The sequence below is a fragment of the candidate division KSB1 bacterium genome, from assembly GCA_034521575.1.
Lineage (GTDB): Bacteria > Zhuqueibacterota > Zhuqueibacteria > Residuimicrobiales > Krinioviventaceae > JAXHMJ01.
Map to the genome: position 1 here is coordinate 1,927,727 of JAXHMJ010000005.1, position 16,485 is coordinate 1,944,211.

A 16,485-nucleotide genomic window follows, 5' to 3' on the forward strand; every position below is an offset into this window, starting at 1 on the left:
AAATCCTCAAATTATTCAAAACATTATTTAACAGGCGTTGCATACGCCGCAAATCCGCCGTAGCGCGCTATTTGAATCTCCGTTTGATCACCCGTGTTGACGGTTATGGTTTTAAAATCATAGTCGCTGCGCAAAGAACCGTCCGAAATGATATGAACGTGATAGGATGCATCCGACAGAAAATCAAAATTCAGGCGCAGCGTCTTTTCCTGAAATTCTCCGTTGATGCCGGCAATGTACCAGATTTCACCGCTGCGGCGCGCCATCACCGCGTCGCGTCCCGGATAGCCGCTGATCAGCCGGGTTTCGTCCCAGACCACGGGCACGCGCCGGAGAAAGTCCTGAACCGCTTTGGGCTGCGACCGGTAGACATCAACATGATCGGCGGCGTGCAGTATCCCGGATTCAAACACCACGGACAGGGCCAGTTCGTGCGCATCCGAGGTGTGGTGCGGTACCGTGTGATGTGAAAAAGTGACCGGTGTATAGTCCATAGGACCGATGACATTGCGGGTAAAGGGATAAATCGTATTCAGCAGCGGCGCGCGGTGCCCGAACTCTTTATCAAACCGGTAACATTCTGCGCCTTTGACCGATTCAAGCGTGAGCAGATTCGGCCAGGTGCGGCGCCAGCCGCGTGGAATGGTACAGCCGTGAAAATTCACCACCAGCCCGGCGTCGACCGCATCGCGCAGGATATCGGTATACTGCTGCATAATACAGGGTTTGTCGCTCTGAAAAAAATCCACCTTGATGCCTTTGACGCCGATTTTTTCCAGCCAGGCAAATTCCTGACGCCGCGCCTCGGCTTTGTGCATGCGGCCGCGCAGCTGTTCGCCCACTGTATTGTGCGGCCCGCCGGAGTTGTACCATACCAGCAGTCCGACATTTTGTTCACTGGCATACTGCGCCAGTTGTTGCAGATCGCCGTTTTCCATCATGTTCCAGTTGGCGTCCACCAGGGAATACTCCCAGCCCATCTGGGCGGAAAAATCAACAAACTCTTTTAATATATCAAAATCTTTGGGACTGTCCGACAGCGACCACCAGCTCCAGCTGGAACGGCCCGGCTGAATCCAGTCGGTTTGATCCAGTTTCGAATCCGCGCTCAAAGACGTCACCACATTGGACTCGACAATCGCGTTCAGATCCGGACCCGCCAGGATCACGCGCCAGGCGGAGGACCAGGGTAACGACACCACCGGCTCAACGCCGCACACCCCGTAGGCTTCGTCCTGTTCCGGAAAGCGCACTTTGTATTCACCGCCCGGACACTCGGGCTGCAGATGCATGCCAACCGAGAGTTCAGATCCGGCTTCGGTGACCAGCATCCAGTGTCCGGCTGTTTCGAACAGCATGGGAAACGCCCAGCCGCGCATGGCCAAAGGCGCCGGGGTGCCGATGGGAACGGCGTTTTCATAATAGGTTTCGTATCCCGGCGTCCATTTGGAGATGCGGTCGTAGGGGTGCATCCAGGCGGTCCCGGGCTGCGGCAGATTGAACGTGGTCTGTTCGTAAACGATCCGGCAGCGGTCTGCTCCGGCCGCCCGGTCGATCCGGTAACGGAACGCTGCGCCGCTGTCAAATACGCGCACCTCGATGCTCAGTTTGTCGCCGTCCGCATTGACAAAATGCACGGCAGCCTGATTGTAACCATCATCAATCACCCGCTGTTTGCCGCTGATCAGCGTGTACTGCTCCCGAGCGGCTGTAATGTCAGAGACCGAGTCGAACTGCAGTCGATTGGCCAGGTCCAGGTTCTGCCCGGCCAGGCCCAGAAGCGACGCTTCAATCAGCTCTGCCCCGGCGCCGGAAAGTGTATAAAACGGTGTACCGGATTCGCTGCCCACCGATAAAACAAGGTCGCCATCAGGGGACGGCACCGACACATGAATCGGAGCCGCGGCAATTGCAACGGCCGTGATTAAAAGAAAAACAACAATTCTCATGTCAACTCCCATAATTCAGATTCAGTATGCGCGCTATTAAAAATGTCTTTAAATTCTGCAAGTTTTTCAGGATGCTGCATCGCCAGGTCCTGCTGTTCGCCGGGATCCTGCGTCAAATGGTACAATTCCATCGGTGAATCGGGCCCGGACTGGCGCACCGCTTTCCAGTCGCCCTGACGTGCCGCCTGTCGCGGCGCCTGCCACCAGTAAAACTCCCAGTACAGATACTCGTGCTGCGGCTGTTCTCCGCCGGTCAGTTCCGGCAGCATCGATATAGCGTCACGTTGCGGGGCCGGCGCGCCGGCAATCTCGCACAGCGTCGGAAACACATCCCAGAACGCCGATATGTGCTCACTCACGCTGCCCGGCTGCACCTGTCCCGGCCACCTGGCAATGAACGGAACACGGATACCCCCTCGTACAAATCACGTTTGGCGCCGCGCAGAGGACCGTTGCTGCGGAACGTCTGACACCAGGGCGCCGGCATGGCGCCGTTGTCACTGGTAAACACCATCAGGGTGTTTTTTTCCAGACCCAGTTCTTTCAGCTTTGTCAGAATGCGCCCCACATAATCATCCAGGATGCGGATAACCGTGGCGTACTGTTTCTGCTCGTGGCTCCACGGTTTATCGCGATAATCCGGATGAATCTCCGGCACTTCATTTTTCGCTCCCTCCGCTGCCTCTCCATTGTCATGCGGTATGGTGGTGGGAAAATAGAGGAAAAACGGCCGGTTTTGGTGTTGTTCAATAAATTTCAATGCTTCGTCGGCAACCACATGGCGGGCATACTCGTTTTTTTCAGTCGAATAACTGCCCAGACCCTTTGACCAGTGGTCTTTCGGCATGTAAACCACCTCGTTATCCAGATGGATTTTCCCGGCGTTTTTATAAATAAACGCGGGGAATGCATTGTGAGCGCGCACCTGATCGTAATAGCCGCAAAACGTGTCAAATCCGTGTTTCTGAGGATCGCCGGGTGTATCCGCCAGTCCCAGTCCCCATTTTCCGAAACAGCCGGTGGCATAGCCGGCCTGTTTCAGCGCGGCGGCCACGGTCGTCTCGTCCGCCGGCAGCGGCATCTGACCGCGCGGCTCCGCCTGGCGATTGCCGCGCACAACCGCATGTCCGGTGTGTCTGCCGGTCATCAGCACACAGCGCGACGGCGCGCACACCGTGGATCCGGCATAGTGCTGAGTAAAACGCATGCCCTGCTGCGCCAGCTGATCAATATTCGGCGTGCTGAAATTTGTCTGTCCGTAACAGCCCAGGTCTCCGTATCCCAGATCATCGGCCATAATAAAAATAATGTTCGGCTGTTTCGGCCTGCTGCAGCCGAACCTCGCCAGACCCAGCGCGGCTGAGCCCAGCGCTGCGTTTTTGATAAATTGTCGACGTGATACACTCATTTCAACTACCATCGCTCGAATCTGTTCTCAGGCGTCTGTTCATAATCCGGATTCGGTTGCGGCATATCCGCATTCACCGCCTTGCGCCAGGCACGCAGGCGTGCAAGCATATGCTGCGCCCGATCCGGCTGTTCAGCCGCCAGATTGTGCTGTTCGCCCATATCGGTTTTCAGATTGAACAGCTGCACAGCGCCGTTCTCATAATATTCAATCAGCTTGTAATCGCCCATGCGCACCGCGCCGCCCGGACTCTGTTGACCGTGATTGCTGTAATGCGGCCAGTGCCAGTAAATAGCCTCACGCTCGAGACGCTCACCTTTGAGAACCGGTGAGAGACTGAATCCGTCGCGATGCTGCTGCGGCATCAGCGGCAGACCCGCCGCGTCCAGAATCGTCGGATAAAAATCCGTGCTGATCACCGGTTCGCTGCACTCCGAGCCGGGATCAACGCGTCCCGGCCAGCGGATGATCAGGGGTTCGCGAATACCGCCCTCGTACAGCCAGCCTTTGGCGCCGCGCAAGGGGAGATTCGAGGTCGAGATGGTATCCGGAGAAGCCTGTCCGCCGTTGTCGGATGTGAAAATCAGCAGCGTGTTATCCGTCAGGCCGAGTTCATCCAGCGCCTGCATCACGGCGCCGACGCTGTCATCCAGACTCTCGATCATGGCGGCGTACACCGGATTGTCCTGGATCTGCTTGATTTTGGTCAACCGGTTCGGCAGATATCCGTGACCGTCATAACGGGGGTCATCGATCAGTCGAGCCAGTGAATCACGTTTGTAAAATTTCGGAAATTCCGAGGCCGGATTGCCTTCCAGAATGAACGGGCGCCGGTCCGGCCGCGCCGAATGCGCCAGTTTGGCTTTGTATTTTTCCACCAGCTCCGGTCTGGCCTGCAGCGGATCGTGTACCGCGTAATGCGACAAATACAGGAAAAACGGCTCGTTCTGATGCGTTTCCATAAAGCGCACCGCTTCGTGGGTCAGCCGGTCGGTCAGGTATTCGCCGGGATTGCCGCCGTCCAGGTTTTTAATTCTGGGATTGAACGGTTTATCCGATTCGTACGGGTAAAAATACGAGGCCGGAAACCCTTTTTCGTATCCGGCCACATTCACGTCAAACCCGTGATCGCGCGGCCAGGACCCTTTTTCGCCCAGATGCCATTTGCCGATACTGGCCGTGACATACCCGTGCGGTTTCAGCGCTTCGGCCAGGGTGGTCTCGGAAAACAGCAAATTCGGCTCAATGTCGGGCTGCAACAATGGCTGACAGGTCATATTGCGGCGTCCGGGCAGAAAATCCGTCAGATGCAGCCGCGCCGAATACCGGCCGGTCAGCAGCGCCGCCCGGGTGGGTGAACACACCGGACACGCGGCATAGGCATCGCTGAATATCATACCCTGTGCGGCCAGACGGTCAATATTCGGGGTCTCGTAAAACGTGCTGCCGTAACAGCCGACATCCGTCCAGCCCAGATCATCCGCGAGGATCAAGACAATATTCGGTTGGGTGCGCCCGCCGCATTTTAGTATAGGGGTAAACAATCCGGCCAGAGCGGCCGATCCCGCCGTTTTTAAAAATTGACGACGAGTTTGATCGGTATTTGATCTCATGTTCTGTCTCCTATCTATTTGACATCCTCCCGGTTCAGCCACTGCAGCCAGTCAACGCAGCGGTCGGTCCAGCTTTGCACAGGTCCCCGATCCAGACCGAGGGCAAATCCATGTCCGCCGACAGGATAAATATGCATTTCCGCCGGAATATCAAAATGCCGCAGCGCTTTGAAAAACGCCAGCGAATGCTCCACAGGCACACCGCTGTCATCATTGGCGTGCACCAGAAACGTCGGCGGCGTGTCTGCACTCACCTGCTTTTCATTCGAATAATAATCCAGCAACTCCTGATTCGTGGAATCCGGGCCCAGCAGGGTTTTCACCGATCCGCTGCCTTTGCCGAACGACCGGATCACCGGATAGCCCAAAATCATAAAATCCGGTCGACAGCTCAAACGTTCGATGGGGTCCTCAGCATCCGGGTCACCGCTGTCAAAATGCGTACCGGCAGTGGACGCCAGATGGCCGCCGGCGGAAAATCCCATGATTCCCACCTTGTCGGGATGAATATGCCAGTCATCCGCATGATAGCGGGTCAGGCGCAGGGCGCGCTGCGCGTCCAGGAGCGGCGATTTGTGGCGCACCACATTGCTTTCGGACACCGGCAGACGGTATTTTAAAACCACCGCGGCAATACCTTTGGAATTCAGCCATTTTGCCATATCCGTGCCTTCCCAGTCATACGCCAGAATCCAGTAGCCGCCGCCCGGACAAATCACCACAGCCTGACCGGTGGCAATACCCTGCGCCGGAAGAAATACTGATATATCCGGTTTCTGCACGCTGCTGATCTTGATCAATCGGCCGGTGTCCTCGAGCTGTTCGGTTTCATCGGTCTGCTGAAAATTCGGAATGCCGTCCGGCCACAACGGCAGCACCAGATCCTGAGCGCCAACTGTCAAAACCGGCAGGAACAGAGCCATCATTAAAAGCAGTTTAATATTCATGCGAGTCCTCTAATCATTGCATCAAGCCAATCTTTTTTCGTGATACGTACCGGGGTTCAGAGACAAAAGCAGCATCAGTGATGCGGATACGATAAACCTGTTTGTAGCCGTTTCATTTATCGATTTGAAAACAAAACAGTACAGTCTTTTCTAAATCAGTTCTTTACATGCTTTGATCCCGGCACGCCATGCTGTTCAATCATGCAGCCGCTCACTTGATCAGCGTCAGTTTACCGGTGCGCACCTGTTGATCCGCCTGCAGCTGATAAAAATAAACACCGGATGAAAAATCAGCCGCATTCAGGGTCACGGCGTGCACACCTGAAGCCATGCGTCCATAGTCCAGATGCCGCACTTGCTGACCGAGGGTGTTATAGACAGCAAGCTGCACCTGCATCTGTTTAGGCAGATGAAATTCAATACGCGTTGCGTGGTTGAACGGATTCGGGAACGCCGGCTGCAGCCGCAAGCGATCGATGGTGTTCGGCTCATCCGCGACAAACAGCGGGGCGCCGGTATTCTCAAAGGTCACGCAAAACGTGCCGCCGGAATCCGCCGGCAGGGTGATGCTGCGGGCATCGCGGTCGTACTGCGGCCAGTCCTGACCCTCCCGTTCCACAGCTGTGATTTTGAGATGCTGATCCGGAATGGCCAGGGGATACAGCTCGACAATGCGCTGACGCTCCGCCGCCTCAAAATGATAATACAGCTGCACCGGCTGCTGATGCACATATAAATTCGTATACAGATAGGTCAGATATCCCAGTTCCACGCCGTGATAGCCGTTTTTCCAGATATCGCCCTTGGTGTCATTGGTCACCTCACCCTCAACACGGGTCTGGGAAAACGACCCGCCGTACACGTCATCGCGCAGATAATTCATATAAAAGTCAATGGATTCATCCGCCATCTGCAGGCAGAGACGGCGCATGCTGTCGGATTCAGCGATATAATAATTGATCAATCCGCACATCACCGCCTGTTCCACCATCCAGTAATCCTTGCCGGCATCCACTTCCCCGGTTTTCCAGTTGTATCCCATCAGGGGACCGCCGTGCACATGATCGAATCCTCCGTTTTCCCACATGTCCAGAATCAACCGCTGCGCCGCATCCCGATAGGCCTCGCGCGGTTCCACCATATAGGCGCGCGCCAGACACCAGGCGGTTTTCAGCACATGTCCCACACTACCGCCGGCGCTCTCGGTGTTCAGGTTCCAGTCCGAGTCATATTCTTCGGCAAATCCGAATTTAACCTGCGGATTATCCATACTGGCCACCAGGCGTTCGTCCATAATGTCCGCCATGGTCAGCAGCCGGTCGCGAAACATATCCTCTTTGGTCAGCAGATACAGGATCAGAGCGTTGGTGGTCACGCCGTCCACGGTGGGCGTAAACCCTTTGCCACGCGCATTCGACCAGTCCAGGTCCGCATCCGCAAAATAACCGGCGTATTCCGGCCGGTGATCCCACATCTGCGCATCCAGCATATCAAAACCGCGCATCATCCAGTCCCAGTGACTGAGCGAATCCACGGGTGCCTCATAGTCGGGCGGATAGGCGCCAGCATGCACACCGCCCGTGGCTTCGACCACGGGCGCGATCCCGACCAGCGCGTAATGCTGAGTAAACGACCATTTCCAGGTGTTGGGATCCCACCATTGATTCCAGGCCTGGAGCATTCCCGCAGCATCCGTGGTAAAATACCAGCCGCCGTTGGTTGTATCCCAGCCGTGCGTATATAAAAAGTCCAGGGCGTGACAGGCATAATCTAAATAATCAGTATTGCCGGTGAGCATAAACGCACGCGAAAAGGCGAATGCCAGCCGCGAGTTACCGGGCAAAGACTTTAGCGAATCCGTAATCTGTGTGGCATCGCGGTTCAGATAGGAAAAGAACCCGCCGTTGACGCTGTCCCGGGCATGCGACCAGAATTCGGCTTCACCGAGTACATAATCGATATTTTTCGACGGGTGCGTCAGATAATCGGACTGCAGAACAGACTGCGCTGCACCGATATTGAAGAAAATGAGAGCCGTAAAAAACAACAGATACAATCGTGACATTTACATCTCCAGAGTTTGCTTTGCAGCCGCCGACGTCATGATCAGCAGCTGCATGAAATGAGCATCCAGTATCATTCTGTATTAAATTCGCTGCACTTTTATCGCAGCAATATACATTTTTTCGACAGGACCCGGTCACCGGAACGGATCTGGTAAAAATACACACCGCTTCCCACCTGCAGACCGTAATCGTTGCTGCCGTCCCAGGTGATCTGGTGTTCTCCCGCCTCGATTGTTCGGTTCAGCAACGTCCTGACCTTTTGACCCAGAATATTGTAAATCATCAGCGTGGCCTGTGCCGTCTCCGGAACCTGAAACCGGATACGGGTCACAGGATTGAACGGATTCGGATAATTTTGATGCAGGCGGAAAGCGGTCGGCTGCGCTTCTTTTTCATCAACAGCCACGACCACATCTCCGCTGATGCTGCCCACCAGCGTCGTGACGCTGCGGGCCGGCAGCGCCACCGATCCGTTACCGGAGGTGATGCCGCGGTATTCGAAATTCAGGTGTTCGGCCGTGGTCCAGGTATCATAGGTCTCTGCATGCCGTCCGCCGGTGAGACGAATGCTCAGGGGCTCACTGCCTTTGTTGATGATCACGATCGTCTGCTGTTTGGTGTCCGGGTGAATGAATCCGGAGGCCAGGATATCATCATGATCATCCACAATGCGCGCCCGGCGGGCGCCCGGACGAATGTATTTGTAATAATTTTTTGACGTGTAAAAACTGGCTGTGGGCTCGTTCTTGTCCATGAGCGTGCCTTCAATATTCCAGAGCGTCCACAAACTGACATTGCCGTACACCAGGGCCCCGTGAATGGCTCCGGCCAGAGACAGGGCGGAATTCCAATCCTTGTATTCCGGATAGGTTTCGGTCATCCACAATTCTTTTTCGTACGCACAGGATTGGCTTTGTTGCCACAGATCCTGCCAGCCGGCATAGCTCGGCTGCGCCGCGTTCACGCCGCTCTCACCGTAGCCGTGCGTGGCAATAATACCCGTAACCCGATCCGCAGTGCTGCTGTTTTTGATCGAGTTGACATATTCCTGCATGGAATAATGCGACTGGGTGAACACCTGCTCCGGCATGTACAGCTGCGTCGCCAGGCCTTCGCGGGCAAAGCGTGCGCCCACCACCCGCATCAGCCGCGTGTAATGCGTCGGATCAAACACAGCCGAAGCATACGGCTCGGTGAACGCCGGTTCGTTCTGCGGTCCCACGGCATCTATATGCACACCGGCTTCGTCTCTGAACGACTCGACCGCCGCGACGAGGCTCTCGGCAAATTCATCGTAATAATAGGGCTCCAGCACATTGTCGGTGGCTGCGTAATGCGGCGCCGACGCATAGCCATAGGCCACGGACAAATTGCGTTTCATCCACGCCGGCGGCGACCAGGAGGTCAAAATAAAGGTCTCTACGCCTCTGGCCTGGAGTTCGCGGTAATAATCAAAATCAAAGGCGCTCTTGTCAAAGGCGTTCAGATTCAGCACATCCGGATCATTGTTGTCATTCACCGGTTCGATCTGATTGCTGATCAAACCGGTACGCACGGCTGATGCGCCCAGATCCTCGGTATACCAGTCAATATAGTTTTGCTGTCCTTCAAACTGAAACGTGCCAAATCCACGAATTTCCTGAAACAGCGTATCGCGAAGAATCTTGATACTGACATGTGACTGGTCGTTGATCACGTTCACGTCAACCCGGCGGGTTCGGCTTCGCGCGCCCTCTGCGGAAACTTTTAAAATAATTTGCACATAACCGGTCTGATCCGGAGCCGGCGTAACGGTCATCAGAACACTGTCGCCCTGCAACGGACTGAGCTCCGGATGCATGATGATTGATGTATCCGTGCTCATTGCGGTGATCTCCGGTTCAACTCCCTGCACATTGCTGGTAATGCCGGTCAGCGTCAGCGTGTGTGCACCGCTGTTTTGGTAGAACACCTGATCCGGCACCGGATCCAGTCCGCAGGCGGGCTCGATTTCGGGAACCAGACTGTCCGGCACCGCGCTGCCGAGGCGCAGATTGGCAATGTATACGGTACCGTTGTCGTGCGGAAACGGCCAGGTGAATTCGCTGGCGTAATTGAGCAACACTTTTTGAATCCGGCGCACATCGATGGGTTGACCTTCGGCATTGTTCATACCGCCTTTGCCGCGGAAATCCATCAACACGGTTTGCCATTGCTGTTCATAGACACGCTTGCGCTGATCGTGCGCCGCATCCACATTGCGGTCCAAATCCGAATCCCAGCCGTCGTCGTAAAAATAACAGTGCGTCAGTCCCTGACCCAGACCGGCGCCGTCAATATGAAAATCACCGCCCTCAAAATAGATATCATAACTCAGATAGCGGTGTTCATTCACGTTCAGGTCCGGCGTAAAATAAATCGTGCCCGTCCAGCACGGCTTGTTCTTGAGTTGAATTTTAAGCACATTGTCTTTGCCGTGAAACGAACCGATTTCCGGCACCTGGGTGTTGGGCACGTCATCCACGCCCCAGTTCTGCAGATCGGTCATGCGCGCGGCATGGCCGGTGAGCGGCAGGGTGCCGACCTGAATCTCAAAAGAGATCACGGTCGATGCATCGCCGTTGTTAAACCCGGCGCCCCCGTCATCATTCAAAGTCAGTGTAATTTCAGTGGTTCCGGAACTCGAGGGCGTATACATCAGCTTAGCCTGATCTGACCCCTGAGTGTAAACGAGATTCAGAAAAGCCTGTGATATCACAGAGTCGACAGAACTCTGCGCCTGAATATCCAGCGTCTGTGTACCGTCATCACCGTCGTTGATTCCCGTCAGGATCAGGCTCTGTTGACCATGTTCCAGATACACATACTGATCCGGTACAAAATCGATCTGTGGTTGATGGTTGATCTGCTCCCAGGAACGCACATCAAACGAGGTTTCACAGGTATTCTGTTGAGCGTATTGATCATTCAGATGCAGAGTCACCGTGATACCGGAATCCGCGGCCAGCGTCTTGAATCCCAGCATGGCCTGTGTATCGCCCGGGTTATAATTTAGATCAAACAGACTGTCGGGCAGTGCGGCCTGATTGCTGCTGGTCACATGAATCAGTACGGGTTGTTCCACAGCGGGATTGCCGTCGGATATGCCGGTGAGCCGGATCAGCGTCGTGTCCCCGGCCATAACCTGCTGATCCGCCACAGCGTCCAGTATCGGCGGCTGATTGCCGTTGATGGTGACCGGCACCCGGATGGTATTATCCGTGTAATCTTTAGCCCCGAACGCAGTCAGGATCAGCGTGTCCGTTGCCACTGTATCAGCAGCATCAAAAGACACTTGGGCAACCCGGGATGTTACCTCTGAGACCTGAAGATTCTCGAGCAGTCCCTGCACCGAAACTATGCCCACAGAATCAGCGTTGGTCAAATCCACCGCCTCGAAACGGTTGCCGGTCGTACCGGTAAATACCGTCAGAGCGCCCATCGCGCCTATGCCCGCCAGTTTGGCGGCATCCTCGCCGGCGGTGAGCTCATCCAGGTACAGTTCGGCCTGCAATGCATCATGGGTGTTGCCGTTCGGGGCGAGAATTAATTTGCTAATGCGCGTCTTGTCCACTTTCCGGTCCGCGGAAAAATCAAACGGCAGCGTCACCCAGGTGTCTGACGCGTAGACTTTGCGCGAAAACGCCATATTGTTGTCATCCGCGTCCACAATGCTCACAGTCAGCAAAAAGGGCGTATCCGCTTTTAGCTTTAGGTTTAAAAAAGGATGCCCGGACAAGTCCAGCGTATCCCCGAGTGTATAGGTGACCCCCTGCCAGCGCGCACTGAACTGCTTGCGCACATGCACATTCAAAACTCCGTCATTTTGATCAAACCCGAATGTCGGCGGCCCTGTAAACCTCATCTCGCCGTCAAAAGAATCCGTATAGCCGCTGACCTGCCCCCACAATGTACCGGTCACAAACAGGACAACCGCAATCAACACACACATGCGTCTCATAACATTCTCTCTCCTTTATGCAGACTGTTATATACCAGTCTAATATAAGAGAATATTGTAAAATATCAAGATTTTTCACAGGGAATAAAGATTGTTTACAGAAAATATCAGTTCTATCACATTTTGAGCGGGTAAATAGTAAACGCAGAAGCATAGAAAAGCATAATTTGTGCATGAAAGACAGGGCGATCGAAAGCGTCCGCTAAAGAAAAAGCTTTGTTCGCTTGGCGGTCAGTGAATCATTATCCATTGGCACATCCTTTTATGTTTTGCACGGATTTCAGCATGTGATCGATGAGAGCCGTCGCTTTGTACATAAACTCATCATAACGATCCGGCTGTTTGCGGTTCAGATAAAACAACAGCAATCCGGTGATGACCGGGTTCAACGGTTCTGTTTAACAAGGTGGATACTTTGCGACCCTGAATGTCATATATATCAATGACCACATGATCCGATACCGGGATGTTACAAGTGATACGAGTCTCGGGATTGAAGGGATTGGGATAGTTTTGACTCAATGCAAAGCATAATGGAATTGTTTTATTGTTAATCGTCGTGTCCTTTGACCCATATTTACCAATCTTGGCATTTCCGTATAGGTCTGAGGCTCACTTTCATAAGGATTCCAGGTTACAGTACCCTGAAAACGAGCATTCCATTCATGAACGTGCAATTCTCAAAACAGTTACCTGTGCCGTTCACCACATGGGCGTTCCAGGTGCCGCCATTAAAGACACAGGACTCAAACGAGTTGTTATTGCAAGATCGCCCCGGATATCCACCCGGGGCGTCAACTGGATTGGGACATCCGTCCCGCTGGCGGCAAAAACACCCTGTACCCTCACCGGATCCCAGCACGCTTGACAGAGCACTGAAACCACAATTCAGAAATGAGCGACAGGCTCTTCACACGGCCTTGAACATGAAATCCGGAGAAAGGCTGTCCTGCCGGCACCCGGGGACAGCCTATTGATACTCAACTTCCTTTAACCTAAATTGAGCGATTTTAAAACAGAACAAAATAAACTGGCTCAAAAGGGAGCCAGTCATGTCTATTTGTGTAAATTCTATTCTGTTTTCATGTTACAAAAGTCTTTTTACCTGTTTTTAAAATGAACTATGCCTAAAAACATGAAAAAACTAACATTAGGGCGTATCAATCCTGTGAAATAAAATTTTCTGGAAACATTTTGCTCTATGTCATGAAAGCTGGTTTTTGTTCGCGAATCGCCTGCCATAAAAGTGGAATTTTTAATGCATCATAAGTAGCTTGGGTGACTTTCAAGATTACCTGTTGACTCGTCGATATTATCTTGACAGCAAAATCAATTACAGTCCGGCGAAAAGTGCTGGGATAGCTCGTAACCGGTAACACATCCTGGGTCATATCACGCTTGAAAGCTTCGTATAGAAAATGACTCATCAAAAAAATGTAATAAAAGGCTCTGTTCATTCCAAAGCCTTTAAAGGGAAGCTGCTCGCATACGACAAAATCCTTTTGTGAACGATGAACAAGTTCACCCTTGCCGCGACTATGATCCAATTCAATGATCTTTTCCGCCTTTAAATAGTCATCGCCAACTGCCTGCACCAGCTTTTCATCACATTCTTTATTCTGGCCAATGTTTGTATAAATCACATTGTCCGGTCGAGCAAAATCAAAGGTCATCTGGCCATTATCTTCGGTTTCTTGTGATGTGAAAATGCATCGCCGAAATGTAGACCACGTGTCAAGCCGGTTACCAAATTCAACAAACGACCACGACATTTGATACAAGTGAAATCGATCAACAGGAACTTCTTTAACATATTGTTTAATACCCTTATAGAGCTTTCCGCTGCACGCATAATGAATGCCGAGGCGTTCTTCAAAAAATCTGAAATTCTTATCATCTAAAAAACCGCTGTCTTTAAGCAGTATGATTGGCACATCAGCATAATGGGTTCGAATCGCTTTGACCAAACGTCCAACAGCTTTTCTCAAATCTGTCCCATGATTGCAGTGCACATTGCCAGGACGGAACAATGCATCCACCACATAAGGCCCCCAGCTGATTTGCAGCGGCTGAAAGCCCTTTTTCTTCTTATAAGTTGGCTTAACGCCTTGACGTTTTTGGGCATCGTCATTGTCAAAGACCACCGTATCAGCGAATAATATGATCACTTTGGGCTTTTCAACATGAAGGCGCCAGATAAAAAGCTTGAGCAAAATAGAACGAAAGAGCCATTGTCCGACAAAACCAAGTCGGCGAAACATTCTCTTTATCTGATGCGATGTCGCCATGTGCCAAGGCTCATTCTCTAGGAGCGCGGCATAAGCGTCGTCGTTTTTACGTCGATCAAAGCCTAACATGGAACGGTCGGTGCCATCAATGAACCAGCCCACAACTTGTTTAATAAACTGAAAGCAACTAATGCCCTTGGCCGAACCTTTTAGAGAACCAAGACATTGTTCGAAAAGCTTGAAAAAACCAATGTTTTCGACATATTTGATAAAGAAAAACAGGCCGCCGCGCCCGCTCATTTTTTCAGTTGTGACCTCGATTTTTGAAATTTTTACTTGCTTTGAATTGGTTTTTTTCTTCATATTATTGTCACCTTTTGGGTGCGTGGATTGATTTTAGTTGATTTTGTCTTAATTAAAATAATAACAATCCATTATAATCCCAAAAGGTTTTTTATTTTTCGAAGAATCGCTCAGTTTAGGTTTAAGATATATGGCAAAAGTAAGGCCTGCGTAACAATTTCAACTTTTTGTTAAAGTCTTCAAGGAGATCGGAAAGACGGGCAAAATTATCATAGTTTTTCTTTTCAGGTTCAAATTCCACAAGAATATCTATATCACTTTCAAAATTTTGCTCATCCCGCACATAGGAACCGAATAGTCCTATCTTTTGCACCCCTAATTTATATAGTCATAACGGTTTTCCCGAAAGATATCAAATATTTTTGTTTTCGTATTCATCACATATCAATGCACTTTTTTATCATAATATAAATAATTATCAAAATTCGCAAGACATTTCGCTGCTGTTCTCATACGGCCAGGAACTCTACAATCTGCATGCCAAAATACACGCCCAGTCCTCCGGCGGCTATCACCGCAGCGCTGTATAGGATCAGCATCAGCACATAAACGCGCTCGCTCAATTGCTGCCCCCGGTTCACCGGGTCTTTAATATATCCGTTGCGCACCGCCAGCAGCAGTTCATTGATACAGACCCCAGCCACAATCAGACAAAACACCGCAGCCAAAATCAATCCGATAAAACTTTTTTTATCCATGGTCAAACGCCTCTATGCGGTGAAACACCGGAACCTGTTCCTATTCAGGCGCGTGAGCCCCGGCATGCGGCTCACGGGTATAGCGGTGCAGATGACTTGATCCATACGCATTTTTTCATCCTGCACGGATCGGATAAACCGGATGGCCAGATCCTTGCGTCCGGCTTTGGCGTATACATAGACAAGCGCATCAAACAAATAGCGGGCCGTTCCATAACCGTAGCGGTCCGGTGTGGGAGTAAACCAGACATTCTTGATCGTCAAAGCCTCGGCTTTAGCGAGTTTTGCAAGCTGCAGCGCCTGTCTGTCATCTCCCTTTTTTAGAAATGCGCGCGCCGCACAAATCCGGGTCTCGTTGCGGTGGATCAGGTTCGTATCGGCCATCACTCACCTTTCGATAGATTCAGGAACAGGCGTATTTTGATAGGACAATACGTTCAAAGCAATTGCAAACAGCATCAACGGCAGCAGCGCAATGAGATTATGATCCGGCTGATAAAAAAACATAATCACCGTACCGCCGGATTGGTGAACCAGCATGGCGGTCAGCAGATTTCGACCGGACCGGTTGTACAGGGAATCGATCACAAACGACACCGACAGCATGGAGAGAAATCCATAAAGGCTCGGTTCAATACCAAACGCTATATTCATAGGCTGATGCCACAGCCACCACAGCACGCCGACAACCGCACTTCCGGCCAGCGTACCGAACCGGGACTGCAGACGCGGCAGCGCAAATCCCCGCCATCCAGGTTCTTCCAGCAGCGGACTGGTGAAAAACGCCGTGGCAAAATGAATAAGCATCACCGGAATCACCGCCCACCCCAAATCGGCAGGACCGTCTTTGATAATCTGAAACGATGCATTCGGCTTTAAAGCGTGAATCGCATTCCCGGCAATACGCAGCAGCGGCAGCGCCAGCACGCACAGCGCTAAAAGTCCTTTGCCGGCGCTGCGAATACGCAGGGTTGAAAAAATAGTTTTCAGATGATGGGTTCCGCCGATCCGGTCCAAAATCAACAACGCCAGCAGCGGTCCGGCCGCCCCCAGCGTCGAGAGCAGAATGGTCAGCGGATTAAACGGCGAGCCGCCGACCACCACCCGGGACATGAGCAGCCAGAATGTCCAGGAAATCATAAAGGCAAATCCGTAAAAAACCAGCAACCCATACTTTACCTGTTTCATATAAGCCCTTTATAAACAGGTGAATATCGATTTTATCAATCCGGTT

The 16,485-nt window shown here is 52.2% G+C and carries 13 protein-coding genes; all 13 read right to left on the minus strand.

The annotated features are described in order from the left end of the window. Window positions 1-23: 23 nt before the first annotated feature. Entirely contained in the window at window positions 24-1,949 is a 1,926-nt protein-coding gene (locus tag U5R06_21620) for a glycoside hydrolase family 97 catalytic domain-containing protein (protein ID MDZ7725343.1), read from the minus strand. Beyond that, window positions 1,946-2,308 (minus strand): hypothetical protein, encoded by a 363-nt coding sequence (locus tag U5R06_21625; GenBank protein MDZ7725344.1) that lies wholly within the window; start codon window positions 2,306-2,308, stop codon window positions 1,946-1,948. The genes U5R06_21620 and U5R06_21625 overlap by 4 nt, the downstream gene beginning before the upstream one ends. After that, window positions 2,305-3,357, minus strand: coding sequence for a sulfatase-like hydrolase/transferase (locus tag U5R06_21630; GenBank protein ID MDZ7725345.1), 1,053 nt, complete (start codon window positions 3,355-3,357; stop codon window positions 2,305-2,307). The genes U5R06_21625 and U5R06_21630 overlap by 4 nt, the downstream gene beginning before the upstream one ends. Window positions 3,358-3,362: 5 nt before the next feature. Continuing rightward, the gene (locus tag U5R06_21635) at window positions 3,363-4,970 is read right to left on the minus strand and encodes a sulfatase (protein ID MDZ7725346.1); all 1,608 of its coding nucleotides are present in this window, start codon (window positions 4,968-4,970) and stop codon (window positions 3,363-3,365) included. 14 nt (window positions 4,971-4,984) lie between these two features. Next, the gene (locus U5R06_21640; protein ID MDZ7725347.1) at window positions 4,985-5,917 is read right to left on the minus strand and encodes an alpha/beta hydrolase; all 933 of its coding nucleotides are present in this window, start codon (window positions 5,915-5,917) and stop codon (window positions 4,985-4,987) included. A gap of 211 nt (window positions 5,918-6,128) precedes the next feature. After that, window positions 6,129-7,982: an AGE family epimerase/isomerase gene (locus tag U5R06_21645; protein MDZ7725348.1), complete on the minus strand. Its 1,854-nt coding sequence runs from the start codon at window positions 7,980-7,982 to the stop codon at window positions 6,129-6,131. Between the two features lie 98 nt (window positions 7,983-8,080). Then, entirely contained in the window at window positions 8,081-11,962 is a 3,882-nt protein-coding gene (locus tag U5R06_21650; protein ID MDZ7725349.1) for a T9SS type A sorting domain-containing protein, read from the minus strand. A gap of 242 nt (window positions 11,963-12,204) precedes the next feature. Beyond that, window positions 12,205-12,351 (minus strand): hypothetical protein, encoded by a 147-nt coding sequence (locus tag U5R06_21655; protein ID MDZ7725350.1) that lies wholly within the window; start codon window positions 12,349-12,351, stop codon window positions 12,205-12,207. 810 nt (window positions 12,352-13,161) lie between these two features. Continuing rightward, window positions 13,162-14,553, minus strand: coding sequence for an IS1380 family transposase (locus tag U5R06_21660; GenBank protein ID MDZ7725351.1), 1,392 nt, complete (start codon window positions 14,551-14,553; stop codon window positions 13,162-13,164). Window positions 14,554-14,674: 121 nt separating this feature from the next. Continuing rightward, on the minus strand, window positions 14,675-14,866 hold the full coding sequence (locus tag U5R06_21665; GenBank protein ID MDZ7725352.1) for a nucleotidyltransferase domain-containing protein: 192 nt from the start codon (window positions 14,864-14,866) through the stop codon (window positions 14,675-14,677). A 136-nt stretch (window positions 14,867-15,002) separates the two neighbouring features. Continuing rightward, a complete protein-coding gene (locus tag U5R06_21670) occupies window positions 15,003-15,251 on the minus strand; it encodes a hypothetical protein (protein MDZ7725353.1) in 249 nt (82 codons plus the stop codon). Between the two features lie 12 nt (window positions 15,252-15,263). Beyond that, the gene (locus U5R06_21675) at window positions 15,264-15,635 is read right to left on the minus strand and encodes a hypothetical protein (protein MDZ7725354.1); all 372 of its coding nucleotides are present in this window, start codon (window positions 15,633-15,635) and stop codon (window positions 15,264-15,266) included. A 3-nt stretch (window positions 15,636-15,638) separates the two neighbouring features. Continuing rightward, complete coding sequence (locus U5R06_21680; protein ID MDZ7725355.1) at window positions 15,639-16,439, minus strand: type II CAAX endopeptidase family protein; 801 nt, start codon at window positions 16,437-16,439, stop codon at window positions 15,639-15,641. Between the last annotated feature and the right edge of the window lie 46 nt (window positions 16,440-16,485).